Genomic DNA, 25,982 nt, shown 5'->3' on the forward strand with positions numbered 1-25,982 from the left:
GTTGCCAACGGAAGGAATACTCCATTGAGTAGAACAAGACTCCCGAACAAGCTGCTCACCTCGCTCTTCGCCATCGTCACGGTCGCTGTCCTCGGCTTCGCGGTCGTGGACGCGAGCAGTGCGGGTGCCGGAGCATCGGCGAGGAGCAAGCTCACGATCATGGCGCCGGCGGCGCCCGGCGGTGGATGGGATGCCTTCGCCCGCGAAGCGCAGCAGGCGCTGCGAGCCAACGGCATCGTCAACAACGCCCAGGTCGTGAACGTGCCCGGCGCGGGTGGGACGATCGGGCTCAGCCAGCTGCTGCAGATGCAGGGGCGCGACGACATGCTCATGGTCACCGGCGGTGTCATGGTCGGGGCGACCGTGCTCTCCAACACGGGCGAGTCGCTCGCCGACACGGTGCCCATCGCCCGCCTTGCCGACGACTACAACGCGCTTGTCGTGCCGGCCTCATCGCCGTACAACACCCTCGACGAGTTCGTCGAGGGCATGAAGAAGGACCCGGGCGGCCACTCGATCGCGGGCGGCTCGCTCGGCGGCATCGACCACCTCCTCAGCGGCATGCTCGGAAAGGCCGTCGGCGTCGACCCGAAGGACGTGAACTACGTCGCCTACTCGGGTGGCGGTGAGGTGCTCTCGTCGCTGCTCTCGAGCACCACCGCGGCAGGGCTCTCCGGCTACAACGAGTTCAGGGACCAGATCGAGGCCGGCACCCTCAAGGCGCTCGCGATCTCCGCCCCCGACCCTGTCGATGGCATCGACATCCCGACCTTCAAGCAGGAGGGCGTCGACGTCGCGATGGTCAACTGGCGGGGCGTGGTCGCCCCACCCGGCATCGACGATGCGACGCGCGACGAGCTCGTCGCCATCGTCACCGAGCTCGAGAACAGCCCCGAATGGGCTGACGCGCTCGACCGGAACAACTGGACGGACAGCTTCCAGCCCGGTACCGATTTCGAAGATTTCCTCGTCGGCGAGACCGACCAGGTCACCGCACTCGTGAAGGAGCTCGGACTATGAGTCAGGTGCAGAACCAGCGTGAGGCGCAGCGCTCTCGAGATTCGAGAGGGCCAGCGACCAGCAGCATCCAGACGGGGCCACGCTCCTGGTGGCACGGAAGGAGCGAACTCGGGGTCGCCGCGTTCGTCTTCCTCCTCGCCGCGGTCTTCGCGATCGGCACAGCCACCATGGACGTCCCGGCAACCGCGGGAGTCCCCGGGCCGCAATTCTTCCCGACCATCGTCGTCATCCTCCTCTTCATCGTCTCCATCGCTCTCGCGATCACCGTCATCCGCAGGCCAGCACGCGATGACGAAGACGAAGCGGACCAGATGCTCGAGATCTCACCGGAGCTGCTCGAGGACATCGGCCAGATCGACACGACCTCCGAGATCCGCGTCGTCACGGCCGCCGCGGGGGAGGAGCGCAAGAAGCGCGACGGCACCGACTGGAAGACCCTCGGCATCGTCTTCGCCGCGCTCGCGGGCACTGCGCTGCTGCTCGAGCCGCTCGGTTGGATCATCACGGCCGCCGCGCTGTTCTGGGTCGTCGCCTACGCCCTCGGCAGCAAGCGCCACCTCTTCGACATCGGGGTCGCGTTCCTCTTCTCGTCACTCGTGCAGCTGTCGTTCTCGGCGGGCCTCGGCCTGACGCTGCCGTCCGGAATCCTGAGCGGAGTCCTCCCATGGATCAGCTGACCCACCTCCTCGAGGGCTTCACCGTCGCCCTCACCCCGATCAACCTCCTCTGGCTGCTCATCGGCGCCGTCCTCGGGACCGCGGTGGGCGTGCTGCCCGGCCTCGGCTCCGCCATGGCCGTCGCGCTGCTGCTCCCCGTCACCTTCAGCCTCGACCCGACCGGCGCGTTCATCATGTTCGCGAGCATCTACTTCGGCGGACTCTTCGGCGACTCGACCTCTGGCATCCTGCTCAACACTCCGGGAAACTCCTCGGCGATCGCGACGACGTTCGAAGGTCACCGGATGGCGAAGGACGGCCGAGCCGCGAAGGCGCTCGGAACCTCCGCCATCGGCGCGTTCATCGGCGGCACGATCGCGACGGCGCTCGTCGTGTTCTTCTCGCCGTTCCTCGTGCAGCTGGCGACGCAGTTCGGGCCTGCCGAGTACTTCGCGCTGGCCGCGTTCGCGTTCGTCGCGATCTCCTCGGTGGTCGCCGACTCCGTCATCCGCGGCCTCATCGCGCTCGGCATCGGCCTCGCGATCGCCCTTGTGGGCGTCGACGGCCCCTCCGGCGCCTCGCGCTTCACGATGGACCTGCCGCAGTTCTTCGACGGCATCTCGATCATCGTGGTGACGGTCGGCCTCCTCGCGATCGGCGAGGTCCTGCACGTCGCCAGCCGCATCCACCGCGAGGGCGGGCTCACGAAGATCCCCGCGTCCGGATCGCCGTACCTGAACCTTCGCGAGCTCCGACAGGCCCTCCCGGCGTGGCTTCGCGGCACCGCCTACGGCGTGCCCTTCGGCGCGATCCCCGTCGGCGGCTCCGAAGTGCCCACCTTCCTCGCGTACGGCACGGAGAAGCGCCTCGCGAAGCGCCGCGGCGACCGCGACTTCGGCACGCGCGGCGCCATCCAGGGTGTCGCCGCGCCCGAGGCTGCCGGCAACGCCACCGCCGGAACGGCGATGGGCGCGCTGCTCGCGCTCGGCCTCCCCACGTCGGCGACGGCCGCGATGATGCTCGCCGCGTTCCAGCAGTACGGGATGCAGCCGGGGCCGCTCCTCTTCGAGCGCAGCGCAGACCTCGTCTGGCCGCTCCTCGCGAGCCTCTTCGTCGGGCTCCTCATCCTCCTCATCATCAACCTGCCGTTCGCCGCCGTCTGGGCGAAGCTGCTGCTGATCCCGCGCCACTACCTGTACGCGGGCATCACGGGCTTCGCGATGCTCGGGGTCTACGCCATCGCGTCGTCGCCCGTCGACCTCTGGCTGGCGCTCGCGATCGGCGCGTTCGGCTTCGTGATGCGGCGCTACGCCATCCCGCTCGCTCCCGTGCTCATCGCCGCGATCCTCGGACCACTCGCCGAGACCGAGCTGCGCCGCGCGCTGGCGGTCAGCGAAGGTGACCTGGGCATCCTCGTCGACTCGCCCATCACCATCGCGCTGTACGTGCTCATGGCCGGCGCCATCGTCATCAGCGCCATCCAGCACCTGCGGACCCGCACCCGCGAGAAGCAGATCCAGAAGGCCAAGACGGAGGCCGTCGCCGTCCAGGCCGCCGAGCGAGAGGACGCCAGGTAGCGCCGACCAGCGGATGCCGCGAGGGCAGGTGGATGCGCACAGCGCGCCCGCCTGCCCTCGCGCGTTCCCCGGATCCGCCCTCGCGCCTCCGCGCCCACACGAATCCTGATTGCCGGTAGAGTGCTGTCGTTTGTGGGTGCCGTAGGCTGTTCGCAGCCGCATCAGTGCGGCGATACGCCCATCTGGGTGGTGCGCGGCGTGCAGTCGCACCCCGCTCCACGCGCGAATCCGCGCAGTCACCCCACGTATCTCAGGAGATGCCCCACGTGAAGACCTCGGTCGAACAGATCAACCCGACCCGCGTCAAGCTGACGATCAACGTAGAACCGGCTGAACTCAAGCCATACGTCGACTCGGCCTACCGCACCATCGCAGAGCAGATCCAGGTGCCCGGCTTCCGCCGCGGCAAGGTTCCGACGCCGATCATCGACCAGCGCGTCGGTCGCGCCGCCGTCCTCGACCAGGCGATCTCCGATGGCCTCGACGTGTTCTTCAACCAGGCCGTCGCAGAGTCCGACGTGCAGCCGCTCGGTCGCCCGAAGGCCGACATCATCGAGACGCCGAACGTCGCCGACTTCGCAGGCGACCTCGTCGTCGAGGTCGAGGTCGACTCGCGTCCCTCGATCGAGCTCCCCTCCTACGACGGCATCAAGGTCGAGGTCGAGGCTGCGGCCGTCGACGCGGCTGACGTCGACGCCGAGCTCGAAGAGCTCCGCAAGCGCTTCGGCACGCTCGTCACCGCAGACCGCCCGATCGAGGACGGCGACTTCGTGACGCTCGACCTCATCGCGACGGTCGACGGCGAGAAGGTCGACGAGGCCGAGGGCATCTCGTACGAGCTCGGCTCCGGCCAGCTCCTCGAGGGCACCGACGAGGCGCTCCTCACGCTCACCGCAGGCGAGGAGACCACCTTCCGCTCCACGCTGCTCGGCGGCGAGCACGAAGGCAAGGAAGCAGAGATCACGGTCACCGTGCAGTCGGTCAAGGACCGCGAGCTGCCCGAGGTCGACGACGAGTTCGCGCAGATCGCGAGCGAGTTCGACACGATCGAGGAGCTCCGCGCCGACCTCGAGACGCAGGCCAAGAGCAAGAAGACGTTCGAGCAGGTCGACGCCGCACGCGAGAAGATCGTCGAGCAGCTCCTCGAGCTCGTCGAGATCCCGCTGCCGGAGACGCTCATCAACGACGAGGTCACGCGCCACCTCGAGCAGGAGGGCCTCCAGCCCGACGACGAGCACGGTGTCGAGGTTCGCGCGAACGCCGAGAAGTCCTTCCGCCAGCAGGTGCTCCTCGACGAGGTCATCAAGGCCGAGGGCGTCGAGGTCGAGCAGGACGAGCTCACGCAGTTCCTCATCCAGTCGGCAGCCCAGTACGGCATGGCTCCGCAGGAGTTCATCGGCGTCCTGCAGGAGAACAACCAGCTCCCCGGCATGATCGGCGAGGTCGCACGCTCCAAGGCCATCCTGTTCGTTCTGGACAAGGCCGAGGTCGTCGACACCAACGGCGACGCCGTCGACATCTCCGAGTTCACGGTCGCTGTCCAGCGCGCCAAGGACAAGGCAGCCGCAGCTGAGGCCGAGGCGTCCGCCGACGCCGTCGAGTCAGCAGAGGTCGCCTCCGACGAGGTCAAGGACGACGAGGCCAAGTAGTCTCCAGTTCCAGTTCGCGAAGCGCCGCCGGCATCACGCCGGCGGCGCTTCGTGCATGCCTGGCCCTTTGCCAGGCACCGTGTGCCGTGGGCGAACAGGCCAGCGCTGGCCTCGCGGCTCTACTAGATTCGGTGACGACCGTTAGGGAAATGGAGCGACCGTGGCTGATATTCAACTGCCGAACAGCGTCTTCGACAGGCTCTTGAAAGACCGCATCATCTGGCTCGGGTCCGAGGTGCGCGATGAGAACGCGAACGAGATCTGCGCGAAGATCCTGCTGCTTGCTGCAGAGGACCCTGAGCGAGACATCTACCTCTACATCAACTCGCCGGGTGGATCGATCACCGCAGGTATGGCGATCTTCGACACGATGGAGTTCGTGCCGAACGACATCGTCACCGTGGGCATCGGCATGGCGGCCTCCATGGGCCAGCTCCTGCTGACCGCAGGTGCGCCGGGCAAGCGCTACATCACGCCGAACGCGCGCGTCCTGCTGCACCAGCCGCACGGCGGCTTCGGCGGCACGGCGAGCGACATCCAGACCCAGGCGCAGCTGATCCTCGACATGAAGGCGCGCCTCGCGTCGATCACGGCACAGCGCACGGGCAAGAGCCTCGAGCAGATCAACGAGGACGGCGACCGCGACCGCTGGTTCAACGCCGATGAGGCGCTCGCGTACGGCTTCGTCGACCACATCCGTTCGTCGGCGACCGAGGTCACGGGCGGCGGCGGCACCAAGCGCGACGCCGAGTCCACGTCCGAGTCGGCAGAGTAAGGAAGCCAGAGCATATGAACACCCCATTTCTGACCGGCGGCTCGCCGGCAGGCGTCCAGAGCCCCTCCTCGCGGTACATCCTGCCGTCGTTCGAGGAGCGCACGGCGTACGGCTACAAGCGCCAGGACCCGTACGCGAAGCTCTTCGAGGACCGCATCATCTTCCTCGGAGTGCAGGTCGACGACGCCTCGGCTGACGACATCATGGCCCAGCTCCTCGTGCTCGAGAGCCAGGACCCTGACCGCGACATCACGCTGTACATCAACTCGCCCGGTGGATCGTTCACGGCCATGACGGCGATCTACGACACGATGCAGTACATCCGTCCAGAGGTCTCCACCGTGTGCCTCGGGCAGGCAGCCTCCGCGGCCGCCGTGCTGCTCGCCGCGGGACAGCCCGGCAAGCGCCTCGCTCTCCCGAACGCTCGTGTCCTCATCCACCAGCCCTCGACCGGCGGCGCCGGCCAGGGGCAGGCGTCGGACATCGAGATCCAGGCGCAGGAAGTGCTGCGGATGCGCACCTGGCTCGAGGAGGCGCTCTCGCGTCACTCGGGCAAGCCCGTCGACAAGGTGAACCGCGACATCGAGCGCGACAAGATCCTGTCGGCCGCCGAGGCCCTCGAGTACGGCCTCATCGACCAGGTGCTCACGAGCCGCAAGGGCGCCGAGCCGGTCATCATCGACTAGTTCGAGTAGACCGAACAGCGACATGCAGTGCCCGGATGGCCGTGTCGGGGGAGTCCCCCTGGCGCGGCCATCCGGGCAATGTCGGTGGTTCGGGTTAGTCTTGGCAGACCGCGAAGGAGGTCCTCATGGCACGTATCGGTGAAAGCAGCGAGTTGCTGAAATGCTCGTTCTGCGCCAAGAGCCAGAAGCAGGTCAAGCAGCTCATCGCTGGTCCTGGTGTCTACATCTGCGACGAGTGCGTCGAGCTGTGCAACGAGATCATCGAAGAGCGCATGGCCGACTCCGAGACCAGCGAAGTCAAGGACTTCGAGCTCCCGAAGCCGCGCGAGATCTTCGCCTTCCTCGAGGAGTACGTCATCGGGCAGGAGCCCGCGAAGAAGGCACTCGCCGTCGCGGTCTACAACCACTACAAGCGTGTCCGCGCGCTCGGCCAGATCACCTCTGCAGAAGAGCGGGTCGACGAGGTCGAGATCTCGAAGAGCAACATCATGCTCATCGGGCCAACCGGATGCGGCAAGACCTACCTCGCGCAGTCGCTCGCGAAGCGGCTCAACGTGCCGTTCGCTGTCGCTGACGCGACGGCGCTGACCGAGGCGGGGTACGTCGGCGAAGACGTCGAGAACATCCTGCTGAAGCTGCTGCAGGCCGCTGACTTCGACGTGAAGCGTGCCGAGACGGGCATCATCTACATCGATGAGATCGACAAGATCGCGCGCAAGGCGGAGAACCCGTCCATCACGCGCGACGTCTCCGGCGAGGGTGTCCAGCAGGCGCTGCTGAAGATCCTCGAAGGCACTGTCGCGTCGGTTCCGCCGCAGGGTGGCCGCAAGCACCCGCAGCAGGAGTTCATCCAGATCGACACGACGAACGTGCTCTTCATCGTGGCGGGTGCCTTCGCGGGCCTGGAGGAGATCGTCTCGCAGCGTGCCGGCAAGAAGGGCATCGGCTTCGGCGCCCCCCTGCACTCGAAGAACGATGATCGCGACCTCTACAGCGAGGTGCTCCCGGAAGACCTGCACAAGTTCGGGCTCATCCCGGAGTTCATCGGCCGCCTTCCCGTCATCACGACGGTCTCGCCGCTCGATCGGGGCGCACTCATCGACATCCTCACGCAGCCGCGCAACGCGCTCGTGAAGCAATACCAGAAGATGTTCGAACTCGACGGTGTCGAGCTCGTCTTCGACGAAGGCGCGCTGGAGGAGATCGCCGACCTCGCGGTGCTGCGCCAGACCGGTGCCCGCGGGCTCCGAGCCATCCTCGAGGAGACGCTCGGGCCGGTCATGTTCGATGTGCCCTCTCTCGACGACGCGAGCCGAGTCGAGATCACTCGCGACGTGGTGCTCAAGAATGCCGCACCGACGATCATCCCGCGACCGGAGCTGCGCGCCGAGAAGTCGGCCTAGCTCACCGTCGCGTGAGCGCCTCGATGACGTCCAGAAGCCCCGCCTGCCTCACCGCACGCGGGGCTTCTGCACTGCGTCAGCCAGCGGCCGGTCGCCGCGGGGGAGCGGCCGGTCGCGAGGCGCAGCCGGTGGGTTCGATGCGCTCGACTCGTTCGGGGGCCTCACCGACGCGCTCTGCCGCCGCACCGAGGCGAGTCTCTTCCAAAGACGTGGGGCAGACCGCGTGAAGGTGATCGAACTGCTGCTCGGCAGGGTCCTCATCGTTAGCGCCGACGCCCGTGCACTCGGCGGACGAGACCGCCGGCGGTCTCTCGAGGTGCTGTCCGCGGGTGACCGCGAGCGGCTGGGCACCATGTCCGACGCGCGGGCAGACGGCCGCGCGGACGCGTTCCTCACCGGTCGCCTGCTTGTGCAGCTCGGCCTCGACCACCTCGCGGGAGACCATCTCGAAGGCGGGGAGCACGGGCTCGCGCCGGTCGCGGCGCTCGAGGCAGTGTGCTCACACTGCGGTTCGACGAGTCACGGGAAGCCGAGCATCCCGGGCCTGCCGGTGCTCGTGAGCATCGCCTACGCGGGGTCCGCGGTCTTCGTCGCGCTGGCCAGCGCCGACGATGTCGGCGCACTCGGGATCGACGCCGAGGCGCTGCGGTCCCACGGAGACTCCGCCCCTGCGCTGCCCGCCCCTGCGATGCCCGACCGTGAACTCTCAGAGCCAGACCAGGACCCGTCGCCCCCTGCGCCTTCGAGGGATGCGTTCGACCCGGCTCTCGACCTCGAGCGGTGGACCGCCGTCGAGGCGGTCCTCAAAGCTGACGGCCGCGGGCTGCGCGTCGACCCGAGCTTCGTGCGCCTCGCGTCCGGCGAGGGGCGTGCCGACGGGGAGGAGCATGCTCGCATCTCGGGGGACGAGGCGAGCTACCGCATCCACCGGTCCGTCGTCGACCGTCGCTTCCTCGTGGCCGTGGCCACACGGAAGCCGGACCGGGGAACGAGCCTGGCCAGTGCACCCGCTAACGAAGGAGCCGGGTCACCTTCGCCCTGAGCGCGCTGGGCAGCTCGGGAAGGGCGAGCTGGTAGAGCCAGGCGTCGAAGAGCTCCTGGAGCGGGGCGTCCGGCACGACTTTCGCGGTGTGCTCGATGAACTCGGCGGTCGAGGCCACGGAGAAGCGCTTCACCGAGGTCCAGCTCGTGAGGATCTCGAAGAACGCCGAGTCGCCGACGGTCAGGCGCAGGGCGTGGAGGGTGAGCGCGCCGCGCTTGTAGACGCGGTCGTCGAACATGTCGGCGGCACCCGGGTCGCCGAGCAGCAGGTCCTGCGGCAGCTCGGAGAGCGTGCGCCAGTAGTACCTGGCGAGCTGGTCGGCGCTCTCGGCGCCGCTCGCCTCTGCCCAGATCCACTCGGCGTAGCAGGCGAATCCCTCGTTCAGCCAGATGTGCTGCCAGCCACCCACTCCGATGCTGTTGCCGAACCACTGATGCGCGAGCTCGTGGGCGACGAGGCGCTCCTGGCCTCTGGCACCGTCGATCTGGTTCGCGCCGAAGATCGCCATGCCCTGGGCCTCAAGGGGGATCTCGAGGTCGTCGGCCGTCACGATGACGGCGTAGGAGTCGAAGGGGTACGGGCCGAAGGTCAGCTCGAAGGTCTCCATCATGCGGGAGAGGTCGGCGAGGTCTGTGCCCACGCGACGGGCGAGGGCGGGCGGGTAGTGCAGGCGTCCGGCGACTCCCGCGAGCTGCACGTCTTCGCGCCGGTAGCGGCCGATCTGCAGGGTGACGAGGTAGCTGGCGGTCGGTGCGCCCTCCTCGTACACCCACGTCGTCAGGCCTCCGGATGAGCGCCTCGAGTGCAGCGCTCCGGTCGCGACCACGTCGTAGCTGCTGTCGACGGAGACCTGGATGCGGTAGCTGGCCTTGTCGGCGGGGTGGTCGTTGCAGGGGAACCAGGTCGGGGCGCCCGTGGGCTGCGAGGCGACGATGATGCCGTCCTCGAGCTCTTCCCAGCCGATGGTTCCCCATCGGGAGCGGCGGGGACGAGGGGCGCCCTCGTAGACGACCTCGAGCGTGATGGCGGCTCCGGCCTCGACTGGCTTCGACAGCGTGACCTTCAGCTTGCGGTCGCTCTGCTTGAAGCGCGCCTGCTTGTCACCGCGAGCGGCGACCTTGCTGACGCGAAGGCCGACGAGGTCGAGGGAGAACGCGGTGAGGGGAACGGTGGCGCGGATGCTCAGCGTCGCCGTGCCGGAGAGTCGGTTGTTCTGCATCCGGTACTTGAGGGTGAGGTCGTAGTGCTCGACACGGATGCTCACGTCGCCGCTCTGCGGCGTGTAGGGGTTGCCGGGCAGGGGCTCAAGCGCGGCGGCGCGGTTCATGACACCTTCGACTGGTAGGCGCGGAGCTTGAGCGCGCGCCAGGGGCCGATGGGGTTGCCGCTCCAGCGGCTGCCGACGGGCACCGACTCGCCTCGCATGACAAGGGAGGCTGGTCCCACGGTGGCGTGGGCGCCGATCGTGGCGGCGGGCAGGATCACGCTGTGCGGTCCGAGTGTTGCGCCTGCTTCGAGGGTGACGGTGTCCATGCTCATTATTCGATCATGGAACAGGTGAGTCTGGACGACGCATCCCCGGTTGACGGTGGCTCCGTCGCCGAGAGTGACCAGATCTGCCTCCGGGAGCCAGTAGGAGTCGCACCAGACGCCCTTGCCGATCTTCGCGCCCAGCGAGCGCAGCCAGAGCGCGAGGGCGGGCGTTCCGGCGGCCCCGCGCGCGAACCAGGGGGCTGCGACCATCTCGACGAAGGTGTCTGCGACCTCGGTGCGCCACACGAAGCTCGACCAGAGGGGCTGCTCGGAGACGCGGATGCGCCCGACGATGACCCACTTGGCGACCGTCGAGATGAGGGCGGATGCGGCTGCCGCGGCGAGCAGGACGAAGCCGGACAGGACGATGGTCCAGGCGACGCCGACCGCGGTCTCGATGGCGGCGAGGGCGAGGAGCACGCCGAGGCCGAGTCCGCAGGTGACGATGACGGGAACGATGCGGCACAGCTCCCAGAGCGCGCGGGCGATGCGCAGCGCCCGCGGCGGGTTGTAGGTGCGGGACTCGTCGCCGTCGACCGTCACTCGGCGGAGGCGTACGGGGGGCGAGCCGAGCCAGGATGAGCCGGGCTTCGCCTTCGCGGGCGCGGCGGAGAGCACGGCGACGAGGCCGTCGCGGGGCACGGAGTGCCCTGCCGCTGCCATGCCGGAGTTGCCAAGGAAGGCTCGTGCGCCGATGCGGGCTCGCTCGATGCGCATCCACCCGTTGTGCAGCTCGTAGGAGGCGACCATGGTGTCGTCGGCGAGGAACGCGCCGTCATCGATCTGCGTCATCGAGGGGAGGAGCAGCACGGTCGAGGCCTCGACGTCGCGGCCGACCTTGGCGCCGAGCATCCGCAGCCAGAGCGGGGTGAAGAGGCTCGCGTAGAACGGGAAGAGCATGGTGCGGGCGGCGTCGAGTAGGCGCTCGATGCACCAGGCCTGCCAGGCGACGCGTGAGCGCACGGGGTGCGTGCCCTGTGCGAGGCCGATCGAGAGGAGACGCACGAGGGTCACGACGAGCCCCGCGAAGGTGACCCCCGCAGCGATGACTGCGGGTGCGAGCCACGCGAACGCGGCGAGGGTGGCGTCGCCCAGTGACGCTGCACCGCGCATCCCGACCGCGACGACAACCCCGCCGACCGCGAACGAGAACAGCGGCAGCAGCGCGAGTGCCGCTGACGCGACGGCGTAGACGAAGGCCCACCCGAACGGCTGCGGTGGGCGTTCGGCGGGCCAGTCGTTCGCGCGCACCTTGCCGACCCGGACGGCGGGGGATCCGGCCCAGCTCTTGCCGGAGCGAACCCGGCCGAAGACCGCGGAACCGGGCGCGACCTCGGCCCCCTGGCCGATCTTGGTGCCGGGGGCGAGGGTGCTTCGGGCGCCGACCGTCGCGCCGGCGCCGATGCGGATGCCGCCGATGCGCACGAGCTCGCCGTCGATCCAGTAGCCGGTCAGGTCGACCTCCGGCTCGATGGCCGCGCCGTCGCCCAGCTGCAGCATGCCCGTGACCGGCGGCAGCGAGTGCAGGTCGACGTTGTTGCCGACCTTCGCGCCGAGTGCCCGTGCGTAGTAGACGACCCAGGGCGCACCGGCGAGCCCGACGGCGTCGATCTGCGTGGCGACCTGCTCGGCGAGCCAGAGGCGCATGTGGGTCGCCCCGCCGCGTCGGTAGTCGCCCGGCTTCAGGCGGAACAGCAGGATGCGCGCGGCTGCAACCGAGATCGCCATCTTCCCGAACGGGGTCACGAACACCACGAGCATGACGAGGATGAGCCAGAGCGGCGCATCCGGCAGCACCTCGAACCCGGGCAGGAGCTGCAGCAGGGCGCTCGCGGTGAGCAGGTAGGTGATCCAGCGGGCCCCGGCGAGGATGTGCAGGGGGAGACCTGCGACGATCTGCAGGATGCGCGCCGACAGCGGAGTCGGCCCTGGTGTGCTGAAGGTCGTGGGCAGCTCGTCCTCATCGTCGAGCGCTTCGCGGATCGACTCGGTCATGGCCCCGAGGCGGGGATGGTCGTACACATCGGCGACCGTGAACTCGGGGACGCGGGCGCGCACGCGCGTCACGAGCTGGGCGGCAGAGAGCGAGCCGCCGCCGAGGTCGAAGAAGTCGGCGTCCTCGCTGCCGACGGGCAGTCCGAGCACGGCCTGCCACTGCTCGGCGAGCCAGGCGGTGTGGGCGTCGAGGTCGCCGGAGACCTCGTCTGCACCGGGGAGCGGCCAGGGCAGTGCGTTCTTGTCGACCTTGCCGGACGTGCGGGTCGGCAGGGAGTCGACCTCGGCGATCAGCGGCACGAGGGCCTTCGGCAGCTGCTCGCCGAGTTCGGCGCGCGCGAGCTGCCGCTCGTAGCCGGGTCCCGTCACGACGTAGCCGACGAGGATGGAGGCGCCTGCCGAGGTCTTTCGGACGGCGACGGCCGACCCGGTGACGCCGGTGACGGCCTGCAGCGCCGCCTCGACTTCGCCGAGCTCGATCCGACGGCCGCCGATCTTGACCTGGTCGTCGGCCCGCCCGAGGAACACGAGACCTTCTGCTTCGTACTTGACGAGGTCGCCTGAGCGGTAGGCGCGCTCCCAGCCGAGGCTATCCATGGGCGCGTACTTCTCGGCGTCCTTGGCCGGGTCGAGGTAGCGGGCGAGGCCGACGCCGCCGATGATGAGCTCGCCGGATTCGCCTTCTGCGACGCGCTTGCCCTCGGCGTCGACGACGGCGAGCTCCCACCCGTCGAGCGGGAGGCCGATGCGGATGGGCGCGTTGCCGTCGAGGAGCGCTGCGCATGCGACGACGGTGGCCTCGGTCGGGCCGTACGTGTTCCAGACCTCGCGGCCGTCGCCGAAGAGGCGCTGCGTGAGCTCGAGCGGGCAGGCCTCGCCGCCGAAGATGAGGAGCCTGACCTGCTCGATGGTCTCGCTCGGCCAGAGTGCGGCCAGTGTCGGGACGGTCGAGACGACTGAGATCTGGTGCCGCAGGAGCCATGGCCCGAGGTCTTCGCCGGAGCGAACCAGCGACCGAGGGGCTGGCACGAGGCACGCGCCGTAGCGCCAGGCGAGCCACATCTCCTCGCAGGAGGCGTCGAAGGCGACCGACAGGCCGGCGAGGACGCGGTCGCCTGGGCCGATTGGCTCGGCCTGCAGGAAGAGCTTCGCCTCGGCGTCGACGAAGGCGGCCGCGGAGCGGTGGGAGACGGCGACGCCCTTCGGCACCCCCGTCGAGCCGGAGGTGAAGATGACCCAGGTGTCGTCGTCCAGGTGCGGGCCGTCGAGCTCGTCGAGGCTGCTGCTCTCGGGGTGCGGTGCTTCGGCTTCGAAGAGATCGACCGGTTCCCCTGCTGGCTGCTCGCCGTCGGCCGCGAGCACGAACTCGCCGTCGCCCTCGATGGTGCCTCGCACCTTGGCCTCGCCGAACACGAGCAGCGCTCGCTCGTCCGGGTCGTCGACGTCGACGGGCACGTAGGCGGCCCCGGCGGCGATGATGGAGAGGATCGCCACGTACAGCTCACGGGTGCCGGACACGAGTCGCACGCCAACCTTGTCGCCGCGACGGACTCCCGCATCCTGCAGCACCTTGGCCGTCTGGGCGACGTAGGCCGACAGATCCGAGTAGCTCAGGGGAGCGACGCCGTCATCGATCGCGATGGCGTCGGGATGCGCGGTCGCTGTCGCCGAGAGCACGTCGATGAGGGTGCGGGGCGCGGGGGCGGCCGAGGATCGGTCCAGAGGGGAGTGCACGGAGCCACGCTACCGGTGAAAGGTAACGCAGCGGTTGCCGAGCCTCTGCGGCTGACTTCGGAGCGGATGGCCTAAGTCGGGTACTCAACGAAGGACAGCTCAATGCGGTGCATGAGTTCCCCGTCGAGTCTCAGCTCGATTCCTACCGGCCCCGGTTCGAAGACGAGGAGCGGCACCGGCCAGATCATCGCGGCGGGCCTAACTCCGCTGGGGATGTAGGCAGATGGCATGGTTTTTGCGAACATGAGCTCGGCGCTGAATTCTGGAGAAGCTAGAGCTTCGAGCTTTCCCTCTTTATAGGCCGTCCGTGCGAGGGTTTCGCTCTCAGAGTCTGCGATGAGCGCGACCCGAGCTCGCGATGCATGTTCGATGTCCATCGTGATCACGGCCTGTCGACCGCCATCGGCTCCGAGCCCGAACAATCGAGTCAGGATCGTGGGCGCAAAGAAATGAGGGCGAGTCTCCATCTCCATGCTCGATCCCATGACCTTCGTGGCCGTGTAGGTCCCGGTCTCGTTCACAAGCACTGACTCTGCTACCAGCGAGTAGTCGTGACGATCGCTCGCTCGAAGGCGATGCTCGTAGAGCCACTCTGTTGCCTTGTCTTCCCTGAAATCGAGGGACTCGACAACGGCGTTGACGATGGCCTCACCTGCGATGGCTGGTATGGAACGTAGATGTTGTCCGTTTGCGCGGAGAAATGTGTCGGTCGCGATCCACGCGGTGCGCTTGTTCCCGTTTGAGAAGCCCTGTGTGGTAGCCAACGCGTGCAATAGTGCCCCCGCCTTGGCCCAGATCGTAGGATAAAGATCCTTGCCCTCAAATGAAGCGCGGGGTCTGCCAGCGGCGCTGGCGATGTCGTCGCGGTTACGAACACCAGATTGCTCCGCGGCCACAATCTCGTTGATTCTGATCAGCGCATCAACGGAGAGGTAAGTGATCGTCATCGCTCGGCGAGGCGACGGAGCAGTTCGCAGTGGTCATCCATCACACCGCGAACGAGATCCTCGATAGCAGTTTCGTCGAGAAAGATCGTGCCATCGTGCTCGTATCGCGGCGCCGTCGCGAACGTCATGGGCTCGCGAGCTCTTGAGTCGATCGGGCTTGACATGGCGTCACTCTACTCGACGGCTCTCATCGACTCATGGGGCTGTGGAAGACCCGGGCAGTGGGATCAACGGTCGTCGCGCGAGATTGGTGAGACAAGGTTGGCCCCGGGTTGCGCGCCAGCGCGGACTACTGAGCTCATCGGATCCGGCCGCGCCGTTGTCGAACCTGAAAATCTCCCGTAAGGTAACCCTTGTCTTACTTAGCGTCACCTAACCTGCTCCACCGGGTGGCGTCCCCACCGTGAGGCTTTCGGACACGGCACTCGCCGCGCATCTGCGCGCGTGTCGGGGAGCCGTGGCTTCTACTCAGGAGAACTCATGACAGCAGTGCAAGATCGGACGGCTCGTCGGTCGTCTGTGCTGGCCCGCAGCGGCGCAACACTCGCCGCCGCCGGCCTCATCGCGGCGGGCCTCGGCCTCGGCGCGGCACCGGCCTCGGCAGCCGAATCAACCGTCGAGAACGTCTCGTTCTCATGGCAGGTCAACACGGAGTCCGGCGCAGGCGCGTACTTCGGAGGCTGCAACTACCTCGTCGCGGGGCAGGTCGGCAACGCCGGTTCCTCTCACGTCTGGGCGGAGTCGGAAGGGTTCTACAAGACCGCCGATGGCAACGTCACCGTCACCAGGCCCAACGCGGCTGGCGAGCAGACTCAGCCGACCTGGGCCACGAAGTGCCAGACCCCGGCAGGCGGCAACGTGTCGGCTCCGGCGGGCACGTCCTCCGCGAACCAGGTCAACTTCGCCGGCGGAACGGGCACGGTCGACCCGGACACGGAGACCGGCACCATCGGCTGGGACGGGTCGTTCACGTTCGTCTTCTACGGCGGCATGACGTACTGGTCCGTCTCCGACATCCAGCTCGAGGTCGTCAACGGCGAGGGCACGCTGACCGGCACAGCTTCCGGCTACGGCGCGTCCATGGATGACGCCACGATCTGGGAGCCGCTGCCCTCGCGCACCATCGACCTCGCGACGTTCAGCGGCGTCGACCTGACGGCCACCGGTGCCGTCGTCGACGTCGACTACGCCGGCGTCGAGGTCGACACGACCGGGACGCCCCAGTCGCGTACCGGAGCCAACTGGGGTTCGTTCCCGCAGTCGTTCGTCGAGTACAACGAGCTGACCGGCCAGTCCTCCTACTGGTACTCGTCCGGCGGCGCGGCTGACGCGCGCAAGACGGCGAAGCCCTTCTCGGTGGCCTACACGCTGCCCGAGGTCGAGGTTCCCGGCCCGCCAGAGGGCAACGTCGACGTCGTCATCCCCGAAGCGGAGATCGTGCCCCCTGTCGACCCAGAGACCGGGTCCTTCTCGTGGGCGTGGGCCGACGCCAACGGCGCCGACCTCGGCACCGCCGTCCAGACGGGTGACAACTTCGTCGCCACGGGTTCGATCAGCAACGTCGCCGTCACCGACACCCGCGCGGGCGGCACCGCCGCGTACGGCTGGACGGTCTCCGGACAGTCCACCGACTTCAGCAACGGCACGGACTCGTTCGGCGCCGAGGCCCTCGGCTGGTCGCCGAAGGTCCTCACGGGCAACCCGGACAACGTCACCGCCGGCACGGCCGCGACGGGTCTCGGCTCGGCGCAGAAGCTCGCCCAGTCGAACGCTGCCGCAAGCGCAACGCTGGGTGCTGACCTCACCCTGTCGGTTCCCACCACCACGAAGCAGGGCGCGTACTCCGCGACCCTCACCATCTCGGCGATCTCCTAGGCGCTGAGGAGTGCGCGGGAGCCCACCGGGCTTCCGCGCACTCGCACCTCGCTGCCCGCGCATCCGCTCGGGCAGCACCTCGCCCCTCCACCTCTCGCTCCGACGCGGCCCCACCGCGAGGGCCCCACGTTAGGGACCACATGGCTCTCCCCATCCGTCTCCGCATCCGCGCCACAGCCTCCGTCGTGCTCGCGGCCTCGCTGCTGGCGCTGCTGTCGTCGCTCGCCCCGACGGCCGCGCACGCCGACACGACGCAGCCGCCCGCCTGGAGCATCGACACGGTCGACGGCGATCGCGGATCGGGCCGCGCGAACTTCTCCTACGAGGTCGACCCCGGCGACGTCATCACCGACTCCATCAGCGTCACCAACACCGGTCCGGGTGCGCTGAACCTGACGATCTACGCCGCGGACGCGTTCACGACGGCGACCGGTGCGGTGGACATCCTCGAGAGCGGCGAAGCCTCGGTGGATGCGGGACTCTGGGTCGCGCCGGGCGCCGGCTCGATCTCGCTCGAGCCGGGCGCGAGCACTGATGTCCCCTTCACGCTCACCGTGCCGGCCGACGCGACCCCCGGTGATCACTCCGCGGCGATCGTCGCGTCGCTGCTCCCCGCCGACTCGGACGACCAGGTGAAGGTCGAGCGTCGACTCGGACTCCGCATCGACATGCGGGTCAGCGGTGCGCTCGCGCCCACCGCCGAGATTCGGAGCCTCGACACGGACTGGTCGGCGGCGGGCATCAACCCCTTCGGCGGAGGCACCACCACCGTCAGCTATGAGCTCGTGAACACCGGCAACGTGCGGCTCGCTTCGATGGAAGACCTGCGCCTCAGCGGCATCGGCGGCTCATCGCCGGTTGTGCTCACCGGTGCGGACGTGCCAGAACTGCTGCCGGGATCGTCGGTCACCGTCACGCGCGCACTGAGCACCGGGGCCGTGGGCCCGCTCAGTGGAACGCTCACGCTCTACCTGCAGCCGATGGATGCGTTCACCGACGTGCCGGTGGCCGTCACCGCCGAGCTGTCGGCCTTCGCGCTGCCCTGGTCGCTCGTCGTGCTCGTCGTCATCCTGCTCCTCGCCGTCGCGGCCGTCATGTTCTGGATCTGGCGGCGCCGACGCCTCGACCTCCTGATGGTGGGCTACGGCGACGACGCAGGACTCGGGGCCGAGAAGCTCGCGCCCCCGCGCGTGGCAGGCGCCGCAGGCGCTGCACTCGCGCTGCTCGCCGGCGTCGTGCTTGCGCTCGGCGTCGGCCTCTCGGGGCCGACGCCCGCGGTTGCCGAGCCCGCTCCGACCTCGCCGTCCGGAGTCGTCGAGGTGACCATTCCAGCGCCGACTGCCGTGGCGACGTCCACGGCTGCCCCGGGCACGTCGCAGACCGCGGCCCCGGCTCCGAGCACCGGATCCGGCGGCGGCTCCAACGCGGGCAACGGCTCCGGCACCGCTGGCGGCGGAACCGGGCTCATCTCCACCGGCAACGAGCCGCTCGCCCTCGCGCTCGGGGTCGGCGCGCTGGCACTCATCGGCGGCATCGTGCTGCTGCTTCGCCGCCGGGGACGCACCGGCTGATCCGACCCCCCGCGACCCCCCCCCGCATCCGCGAGCAGACCAGACACAAACGAGGAACCCATGCCCCTGCCACGCACGCTCCGCCGCTTCCGTCGCTCGACGATCCGTCGTGCCGGCTGTGCGGCGCTCGCGGTGGTGGTCGTGTCGGTGCTGTGGGCCAACGGGTTCCACAACATCGGCACGGCCAACGGCGCGGGCAACGAGCAGTGCGTCTCGCAGCCCGTGCAGGCCGACCCGGTCGCCCCGGTTCTGCCGTCGGTCACGGCGGCTGAGCTCCCCGACCCGCGCAGCATCACGGGGCCGACCACCGCCTACACGCAGACGGCGGCGATCAACCCCATCACCGACGCGGCGACCGCCGTGCAGCAGCTCCCGACGACGTTCACGAGCTCCGACGGCGCGGAGACAACCGTGACCGACACGACGCGCATCCTTGCCATCAACCAGAACGGCGGGCTCGCCGCCGCCGTTATCGGGCTGGGCTTCGGGTGCAACCTCATCGGGCGCGACACCGCGACCGATATCACGAAGGTCATGCCGGGCAACGAGCAGCTGCCGCTGGTCACGCAGAACGGGCACGAGCTCAACGCCGAGTCGATCCTCCAGCTCGCGCCGACGGTCGTCGTGACCGACGCCTCCATCGGCCCCTACGACGTGCAGCTGCAGCTGCGCCAGGCCGGCATCCCCGTGGTCATGGTGCCCATCGCGTACGAGGACGGCGTCGAGGGCGTCTCCCCGCAGATCCAGTTCGTGGCGGATGCGCTCGGCGTGCCGTCCCTGGGGGAGAGCCTCGCGCAGCGAACACAGGCCGAGATCGGCACGACCATCCAGCAGCTCGGCACGATGGCACCCACCGACCCGGAGAAGAAGCCGCGCGTCGTGTTCCTGTACCTGCGCGGCAGCGTCTACTACTGGTTCGGCGCCGGCTCAGGCGCCGACTCCATCATCCAGAGCATCGGCGCTCGCGACGTCGCCACCGAGGTCGGGTTCGCGGGCATGTCGCCGACCAACGCAGAGGCCCTCGTCCGCGCCGCCCCGGACGTGATCATCGTCATGACGATGGGCCTCGCCTCGGTCGGCGGCATCGACGAAGCCGTGCAGCTGCCCGGCATCGGGCAGACCCCGGCGGGCGCGAACAAGCGCATCGTCGACATGAGCGACTACGAGGTCATGAGTTTCGGCCCCCGGTCGGCGTCGGTGCTCGCGGCCCTCGGCACCGCGATCTACGCGCCGGAGCTGGCCTACGTGCCGGCGGCCGACCCCGCGGCGGACCCCGCCGATGGCGCCGAACAGAGCGGCGAATGATGAGAGATGCGAACGTGACCACGACTCCGCCAAGCACCCACCCGCGGCCAGAAACAGGGCAGCCGAAGCGACGGAGCCTCGTCGACCGCGTCGAGGAGCGCACCAGCCGCCGCCCAGAGCCGGTCGCCCAGCCGACGGATGCGCCACCCCGCTCCAAGAAGGCGCGCGCCTCGCTGCTCGCGGCGATCCTCACGATCCTCCTCATCGCGGGCTGCCTCGTCTCCGCGATGATCGGCCAGCTGTACATCCCGCCGCTTGAGGTGCTCGGCTTCCTGCTGAACCAGGTGGGCATCAACTGGCTTCCCGGCCCCAGCCACGAGTTCGGGGCGGCCGCGCTCGCGGAGGTCCGCTTCCCGCGTCTGGTGCTCACGGTCCTCGTCGGCGCGGCGCTGGCCGTCGCTGGCGCGCTCATGCAGGGCATCTTCGGCAACCCGCTCGCCGAACCCGGCTCCGTCGGCGTCTCCGCAGGCGCGGCAGTCGGCGCGAGCTTCTCGATCCTCTTCAGCCTCACGTTCCTCGGCCCGTTCACGACCCCCACGTTCGCATTCGTCGCCGGCCTCATCACGACGTTCGTCGTCTACTCGCTGTCCCGTTCCGGCCGGCGCACCGACGTCATCACACTCATCCTGACCGGTGTCGCCGTCAACGCCGTCTGCGGTGCGCTCATCGCCTTCATCACCTTCAGCGCACCGACGCAGGCGCGCGAGCAGATCGTGTTCTGGCAGATGGGCAGCATGAACGGATCCCGCTGGGAGCAGGTCTGGCTCGTCGCCCCGCTCATCATCGTGGGGTGCATCCTCGCCATCGGGATCGGAAGGCAGCTCGACCTGCTGTCGCTCGGCGAGAAGGCGGCCCGCCACGTCGGTGTGAACGTGGAGCGCGTGCGCCTGATCGTCATGATCTATGTGGCCCTCCTCGTCTCCGCGGCGGTCGCCTTCGCCGGCATCATCGCGTTCGTCGGGTTGGTCGTGCCGCACATCATCCGCATGATCATCGGCCCGACGCACCGTCCGCTCCTGCTCTGCTCGGTGCTCGGCGGGGCCCTGCTGCTCACGATCGCCGACCTCGGCGCCCGCACCCTCGTCGAGTACGCAGACCTGCCCATCGGCATGCTGACCTCCCTCATCGGCGGGCCGTTCTTCTTCTACCTGATCCGGCGCAGCCGGGCGAAGGGCGGCGCGTGGTCATGATCGGCTCCATCCTCAGGAACCCCATCCGCAAACCGCGCGCGACCACGCCGGGCGAGGTGGTCCTGTCCGTGCGCGACGTGAGCGTCGACTTCGGCGAGCGGACCGTGCTCGAGGGCCTCGACCTCGACATCCGGGCCGGCGAGGTGCTCGCCCTGGTCGGTCCCAACGGCGCGGGCAAGTCCACACTCATCAACGTCATCACCGCCGACGTGGACGCGCGCAGCGGCACCGTCGAGATCGACGGCCTCCAGAGCTACGCCTGGACGAACACCGAGCTCGCGATGCGCCGAGCCGTGCTCCTGCAGCAGGTCGATATCGCGTTCCCGTTCTCGGTCGAGGAGGTCGTCGACATGGGCCGCGCGCCCTGGCAGCAGGTGAGTGAGCGCGAGCGCGACGACCTCATCACCGCGGGCGCGATGCGGCGCACCGACATCGACCGCTTCGCCGACCGCCACTACCCGTCGCTGTCCGGAGGCGAGCGCGCTCGGGCCGCGCTCGCCCGCGTGCTCGCGCAGACCGCCTCGGTCATGCTCCTCGATGAGCCGACCGCGGCCATGGACATCAAGCACCAGGAGATGGTGCTCGACCTCGTGCGCAGCTACGCGAGCACCGGATGCGCCGTCGTCATCATCGTGCACAACCTCGACCTCGCGGCCGCCTACGCCGACCGCATCGCGCTCCTGAGCCGGGGCCGCATCGTCGCCGACGGGCCGCCAGCACAGGTGCTCACGGCCGAGCTCATCACGCAGGTCTACGAGCATCCCGTGCACATTCTCGAGGACCCGTTCACGGGAGCCCCGATCGTCGTGCCCAAGCGCGCATCCACCGGTTCCTCGACCCCCGCCGAAGAAGGGCACCACGCATGACCGCCACCACGCCTCCGCTCACCGCAGCTCGCTGGGTCGCCGCCATCCTGACGGCGCTCGGGCTCGCGATCGGCGTCACCGCGATCGGCGTCTCCGCTGCACCCGCGCACGCGGCCGGACAGGTGACCATCTCCGGACAGCCGACGGCGGACGGGCAGAGCGAGATCCAGGTGTCCGGCTCCGGATTCCAGTCGGTGCAGGGCGGATTCGGGGGCATCTACGTGCTGTTCGGCTGGGTCGACGACCCGAGCGGCGGCTCGTGGAAGCCGAGCGCGGGAGGCGTGACGGGGGAGGACTACCGCTACGTGTACGACGACGAGACGAACCCCGTCGGCTACCAGCTGTTCGCGGCCTTCCCGGGCGGATCCACCTCCTACGCCGCGAACGGCGGCGAGGTCGCGGCCGACGGCACCTGGTCGGGCACGCTGCGCATCCCCGGCGCGGTGTTCCAGACCTACGACCGCGATCAGAACGCGACCTCCGTCGACTGCAACGCCGTGCAGTGCGGGATCATCACCATCGGCGCGCACGGCGTGAAGAACACGAACAACGAATCGTTCACGCCGCTCACCTTCGCGGGAGGGGCTGCGGCCGGTGCCGTCGCCCCGCAGGCGGGCGCGAGCCCTGCGCAGCCCGAGGCGGCCGCCCCGGTGGCGACCGACGAGCAAACGGCAGGTGGCGAGGCCGCCCCGGTCGCGACCTCGGCTCCTGTCGGGACCACGACCCAGAGCACGGCGTCCTCACAGGGCCTCGGCTCGGTCAGCGACGCGCTCGCCTGGCTCGTCGTGCTCGCGCCGGTCCTGCTGCTCGTCGGACTCACCGTCGTCGGCCTCGCCGTCGGCATCGGCGCCTACCTTGCCGCCAAGAGCCTCCTGCTCGGCGTCAACCCGGCGGCCCTCGAGAAGGTGCGCGGGCAACGCGAACGCAAGGCGCTGCAGGAGCGCGAGAAGCAGCGCAGGAAGACGGCGGCGGTCAGGCTCGCGCAGGAGCAGCGCGAAGCTCGTGCCCGGCGCAGGCTCGGCGCGGCCGCCGCGCAGCAGAGCCTCGTGAACCTCCCCGCGTCTCCCGCGCCCCTCGAGAACGACAGACTCGTCGACTTCTTCGCCATGGATGCTCCGACCCCTCGCCACCCGAGCCCGCTCCGGGATACGAGCCCGCTCCGCGATACGGATACGGCGCCGGGTGATCGAGACGCGCCGACGCTCATCCTCTCGAGCGCGACCGGTCGCCGGGAGGACGCACGGTGACCCTCGACGCGCACGAGACGGGCGCGCGGTCACGGCGCCTGCCAGCCCCGGGCATCGGCACGCGCATCCTCGCCGCAATCGGCATCGCTGGCCTGCTTGCGGGTTTCGGCCTCTTGGCCGCCGACCCGGCGGAGGCCGCCTCGACGCCCATCTCGGGCGTCGACCTGTCCTGGGCACTGAACGACGAGGTCGGCGGGGGCGCCTACTTCGGCGGCTGCAACTTCCTCTCGGCTGGCGCATCCGGTGACAACGGCAGGTCGGCGGTCTGGACCGACGACGGCCTGTACTCGGCGAGCGAGGGCAACGTCTCCATCACGAAGCCCGACGCTGCCGGCAACCAGGTACCCGCCACGTGGGATTCCAGGTGCCTCGACGCGGGCGGGAGCCAGGTCGGGACCGGTGTCGGGTCGACAAGCGCCAACCGGGTGAACCTGGCAGACGGCAGCGGCTCCGTCGACCTCGAGACCGGCACAGCCAGCATCTCCTGGGACGGTGCCTTCACCGTCGTCTTCTACGGCGGCATGACGTACTGGTCGGTTGATGACCTCACGCTCGAGCTCAGCAACGGCAGGGGAACGCTCACGGGCACGGCCGGCGGATTCGGCGCCGACATGGACGACCCCTCGAAGTGGCAGCCCCTGAGCGAACGCACCGTCACGCTCGCGACGATCGACGCGACTCCGGCCGAGCTCACCGCATCCGGCGCGACCCTCACTCCCGAGTACCGGGGCGTGGATGCAGGTGCCGTCGGCACCCCGCAGACGCGCGAAGGCGACGGGTGGGGCTCGTGGCCCCAGGACTTCGTGGCATTCCACGAGGCGACCGGCCAGTCGAGCTACTGGTACTCATCCGGTGGACTGGCTGACCCGAAGAAGGTCGCGGCACCGCTCACCCTGAGCTTCGACACGTCCGCGAGCGCGACCCCGGTCTACGAGCGGTTGCCGCGCGACTACCCGGAGGGGGTCGAGGTGCGGTTCGTCAACCTCGGAGCCGAGGTCTCCGGGGAGCCCGTGCTGCGGGCAGCCGATGGGCGTGAGCTGCCGGTACTGGCGGGGACTACCGCTCAGATGACGGCGGGCGCTGGCGTGGGCACATGGGACGTCAGCGGCCTCGCCGTTGGAGCGCACGAGTTCACGCTCGCCGTCCGCAACGGCACCGCCGAGACGCCCATCAACCTCTCACCAGGCGACGCGATTCGCCTCACCATCGTCGAGCCGCTCGGCGCGACCGCCTCACCCGGGATCACGGTGAGCGACGTCGGGGCCAGCTCCTTCACGACCACCCTGACGTGGCCCGCCACGGGTGGCGGCCCGCCGACCGGCTACCAGGTGCAGCTCACTCAAGGGGGCGTCGCCGTCGGTGCCGCCCTCCAGGTGCCGGCGGATGCGACGGGGCAGGGCTCGACCATCGTGTCCGGACTCGCCGCCAGCACCGAGTACGCCATCACAGTTACCCCGTACCTCGCAACCCAAGCGGGCACGCCAGCGACGCAGCAGGTCAGCACCGGTGCCCCGCCGCAGCCGACCACGACGCCGGACCCAGAACCGCCAGCGCCGACGACGCCCCCGACCGCCGAGCCGACCACGCCCACTGACGGGGGTGCATCCGCCGCAGGAGCAACCTTCTACTGGGGACTGAACACGGAAGCGACCAGCGGTGCCTTCTTCGGGGGATGCAACTTCCTCGCGGCCGGCAAAGCGGGGGACACCGGCTCGTCACGGGTCTGGAAGGCCGACGAATATCGTTCTGCCGACGGCAACGTCACGATCATCAAGCCCAACGGCAGCGACTTCCAGCAGGCGAGCTGGGGCACGAAGTGCGTCGACCGCACGGGCGCCAACGTCTCGACGAGCCGCCTCGGCTCCCATACGGAGTCGCAGGTGCGCATGACCGGTGGTGAGGCGACGCGCTCCGGTTCGGAGCTCACCGTGCAGTGGCGCGGCAGCTTCACGGTCGCCTTCTACGGCGGGCTCACGTACTGGACGGCGACCGACCCGATCCTCAAGGTGGGCGGGGACGGCAGGGGCACCATCACCGCGACGGCCTCCGGCTACGGCGCATCCATGACCGACGCGTCCAAATGGGTGGAGCTCAGCGATCGCACCATCACGCTCGCGAACCTCACGGGTGTCGATACCGGCGCCGACGTCATCACGACGACCCCCGATTACCTGGGGGTCTCCTACAGCGGCAGCGGCCAGTCGCAGGGAGTGGTCGGCGGCGACGAGGGCACGGCGAGCGGGCAGGCGCCTCAGACCGCGCTGAACTCGAGCTACTGGGGCTCGTTCCCGTCGGACTTCGTGGACTTCCAGAAGGAGACCGGCCAGTTCTCGTACTGGTTCACGTCCAACGGCGCCCGTGACACCTTTAAGCCGACGATCCCGCTCACCGTGAGCCTGGCGGGTGACTACACGCCGACGGCGGGCGCGTACAACGCTCCGGCCGCGCCGACGCTCACGCAGAGCAACCCGGCGCGCGGCACGCGTGCCCCGAACGCGGTGGCGCCCGCGCCAGCACCAGCGCCAGCCACCACGGCACCGGCCGCGGGCAGCACGACGAGCAGCGGGGAAGCGGCGCCGTCGGGGGCCGGGTCCGTCGCCGTCTCGAACGAAGCCTCTGGGCTGCAGATCGGCGAGATCAGCGCGCCGATGGTGCTCGGCGGGGGAGCCGGCATGCTCGCGGTTGCCGGCCTCAACTGGTCGATCTCCCTGCTCGTGCGCCGAAGGCTTGGCCTCGACCCGCACCTCTTCGGCTAGCCGCGAGGCGCGCCCGGAGCGGTCTGCGCGCCCGGAGCGGTGTTGTGGTCGTCAAGACGCTGTTGAAGCGACCACAACACCGCTCTCGGCTCAGGCGGCGGGGTGGGTGCAGAACGCGAACGGCCCGCATCCGAGTGGATGCGGGCCGTTCGCGT

Annotated in this window: 19 protein-coding genes; 15 read left to right on the forward strand and 4 right to left on the reverse strand. The window is 69.3% G+C overall.

From position 1 onward, the window contains the following. The first annotated feature begins 24 nt into the window (after nucleotides 1-24). From C5B97_RS07200 to C5B97_RS07235, 8 genes are all read left to right on the forward strand, one after another. Complete coding sequence (locus tag C5B97_RS07200; RefSeq protein WP_179557492.1) at nucleotides 25-1,020, forward strand: tripartite tricarboxylate transporter substrate binding protein; 996 nt, start codon at nucleotides 25-27, stop codon at nucleotides 1,018-1,020. Next, nucleotides 1,017-1,697: a tripartite tricarboxylate transporter TctB family protein gene (locus tag C5B97_RS07205; RefSeq protein ID WP_104311434.1), complete on the forward strand. Its 681-nt coding sequence runs from the start codon at nucleotides 1,017-1,019 to the stop codon at nucleotides 1,695-1,697. The genes C5B97_RS07200 and C5B97_RS07205 overlap by 4 nt, the downstream gene beginning before the upstream one ends. Continuing rightward, complete coding sequence (locus tag C5B97_RS07210; protein ID WP_104253103.1) at nucleotides 1,685-3,253, forward strand: tripartite tricarboxylate transporter permease; 1,569 nt, start codon at nucleotides 1,685-1,687, stop codon at nucleotides 3,251-3,253. Before C5B97_RS07205 ends, C5B97_RS07210 begins: the two co-directional genes overlap by 13 nt. A gap of 266 nt (nucleotides 3,254-3,519) precedes the next feature. Further along, nucleotides 3,520-4,902, forward strand: coding sequence for a trigger factor (tig, locus tag C5B97_RS07215; RefSeq protein ID WP_104311435.1), 1,383 nt, complete (start codon nucleotides 3,520-3,522; stop codon nucleotides 4,900-4,902). A gap of 160 nt (nucleotides 4,903-5,062) precedes the next feature. Beyond that, the gene (locus C5B97_RS07220) at nucleotides 5,063-5,677 is read left to right on the forward strand and encodes an ATP-dependent Clp protease proteolytic subunit (protein ID WP_104240770.1); all 615 of its coding nucleotides are present in this window, start codon (nucleotides 5,063-5,065) and stop codon (nucleotides 5,675-5,677) included. Nucleotides 5,678-5,691: 14 nt separating this feature from the next. Then, a complete protein-coding gene (locus tag C5B97_RS07225) occupies nucleotides 5,692-6,363 on the forward strand; it encodes an ATP-dependent Clp protease proteolytic subunit (protein ID WP_104253101.1) in 672 nt (223 codons plus the stop codon). Nucleotides 6,364-6,488: 125 nt separating this feature from the next. Continuing rightward, nucleotides 6,489-7,766: an ATP-dependent Clp protease ATP-binding subunit ClpX gene (clpX, locus tag C5B97_RS07230; RefSeq protein WP_104253100.1), complete on the forward strand. Its 1,278-nt coding sequence runs from the start codon at nucleotides 6,489-6,491 to the stop codon at nucleotides 7,764-7,766. Nucleotides 7,767-7,989: 223 nt separating this feature from the next. Further along, a complete protein-coding gene (locus C5B97_RS07235) occupies nucleotides 7,990-8,808 on the forward strand; it encodes a 4'-phosphopantetheinyl transferase superfamily protein (RefSeq protein WP_258068059.1) in 819 nt (272 codons plus the stop codon). On the opposite strand, the gene C5B97_RS07240 is transcribed toward C5B97_RS07235, so the two are convergent. From C5B97_RS07240 to C5B97_RS17910, 4 genes are all read right to left on the reverse strand, one after another. Then, on the reverse strand, nucleotides 8,777-10,135 hold the full coding sequence (locus C5B97_RS07240) for a M1 family metallopeptidase (protein ID WP_104311436.1): 1,359 nt from the start codon (nucleotides 10,133-10,135) through the stop codon (nucleotides 8,777-8,779). The two genes, C5B97_RS07235 and C5B97_RS07240, sit on opposite strands and share 32 nt — an antisense overlap. Beyond that, nucleotides 10,132-14,070 carry a Pls/PosA family non-ribosomal peptide synthetase gene (locus tag C5B97_RS07245; protein ID WP_104311437.1) on the reverse strand — a complete coding sequence of 1,313 codons (3,939 nt, stop codon included), beginning with the start codon at nucleotides 14,068-14,070 and terminating at the stop codon, nucleotides 10,132-10,134. The genes C5B97_RS07240 and C5B97_RS07245 overlap by 4 nt, the downstream gene beginning before the upstream one ends. Nucleotides 14,071-14,141: 71 nt before the next feature. After that, the gene (locus C5B97_RS07250; protein WP_104311438.1) at nucleotides 14,142-15,017 is read right to left on the reverse strand and encodes a type II toxin-antitoxin system death-on-curing family toxin; all 876 of its coding nucleotides are present in this window, start codon (nucleotides 15,015-15,017) and stop codon (nucleotides 14,142-14,144) included. Then, nucleotides 15,014-15,181 (reverse strand): hypothetical protein, encoded by a 168-nt coding sequence (locus C5B97_RS17910; protein ID WP_181026939.1) that lies wholly within the window; start codon nucleotides 15,179-15,181, stop codon nucleotides 15,014-15,016. Before C5B97_RS17910 ends, C5B97_RS07250 begins: the two co-directional genes overlap by 4 nt. Nucleotides 15,182-15,497: 316 nt before the next feature. On the opposite strand from C5B97_RS17910, the gene C5B97_RS07255 reads away from it, so the two are divergent. From C5B97_RS07255 to C5B97_RS07285, 7 genes are all read left to right on the forward strand, one after another. Then, entirely contained in the window at nucleotides 15,498-16,892 is a 1,395-nt protein-coding gene (locus C5B97_RS07255; RefSeq protein WP_104311439.1) for an HtaA domain-containing protein, read from the forward strand. A 140-nt stretch (nucleotides 16,893-17,032) separates the two neighbouring features. Then, nucleotides 17,033-18,463 (forward strand): hypothetical protein, encoded by a 1,431-nt coding sequence (locus tag C5B97_RS07260; protein WP_104311440.1) that lies wholly within the window; start codon nucleotides 17,033-17,035, stop codon nucleotides 18,461-18,463. 60 nt (nucleotides 18,464-18,523) lie between these two features. After that, complete coding sequence (locus C5B97_RS07265; protein WP_104311441.1) at nucleotides 18,524-19,768, forward strand: hemin ABC transporter substrate-binding protein; 1,245 nt, start codon at nucleotides 18,524-18,526, stop codon at nucleotides 19,766-19,768. 14 nt (nucleotides 19,769-19,782) lie between these two features. Further along, the gene (locus C5B97_RS07270; protein WP_258068060.1) at nucleotides 19,783-20,958 is read left to right on the forward strand and encodes an iron ABC transporter permease; all 1,176 of its coding nucleotides are present in this window, start codon (nucleotides 19,783-19,785) and stop codon (nucleotides 20,956-20,958) included. Further along, a complete protein-coding gene (locus tag C5B97_RS07275) occupies nucleotides 20,955-21,824 on the forward strand; it encodes a heme ABC transporter ATP-binding protein (RefSeq protein WP_104311559.1) in 870 nt (289 codons plus the stop codon). Before C5B97_RS07270 ends, C5B97_RS07275 begins: the two co-directional genes overlap by 4 nt. After that, nucleotides 21,821-23,071: a hypothetical protein gene (locus C5B97_RS07280; protein ID WP_104311442.1), complete on the forward strand. Its 1,251-nt coding sequence runs from the start codon at nucleotides 21,821-21,823 to the stop codon at nucleotides 23,069-23,071. The genes C5B97_RS07275 and C5B97_RS07280 overlap by 4 nt, the downstream gene beginning before the upstream one ends. Continuing rightward, nucleotides 23,068-25,827 (forward strand): fibronectin type III domain-containing protein, encoded by a 2,760-nt coding sequence (locus C5B97_RS07285; protein WP_104311443.1) that lies wholly within the window; start codon nucleotides 23,068-23,070, stop codon nucleotides 25,825-25,827. Before C5B97_RS07280 ends, C5B97_RS07285 begins: the two co-directional genes overlap by 4 nt. Nucleotides 25,828-25,982 lie beyond the last annotated feature (155 nt).

Source organism: Pseudoclavibacter sp. RFBB5 (assembly GCF_002931555.1).
Taxonomy (GTDB): domain Bacteria; phylum Actinomycetota; class Actinomycetes; order Actinomycetales; family Microbacteriaceae; genus Pseudoclavibacter.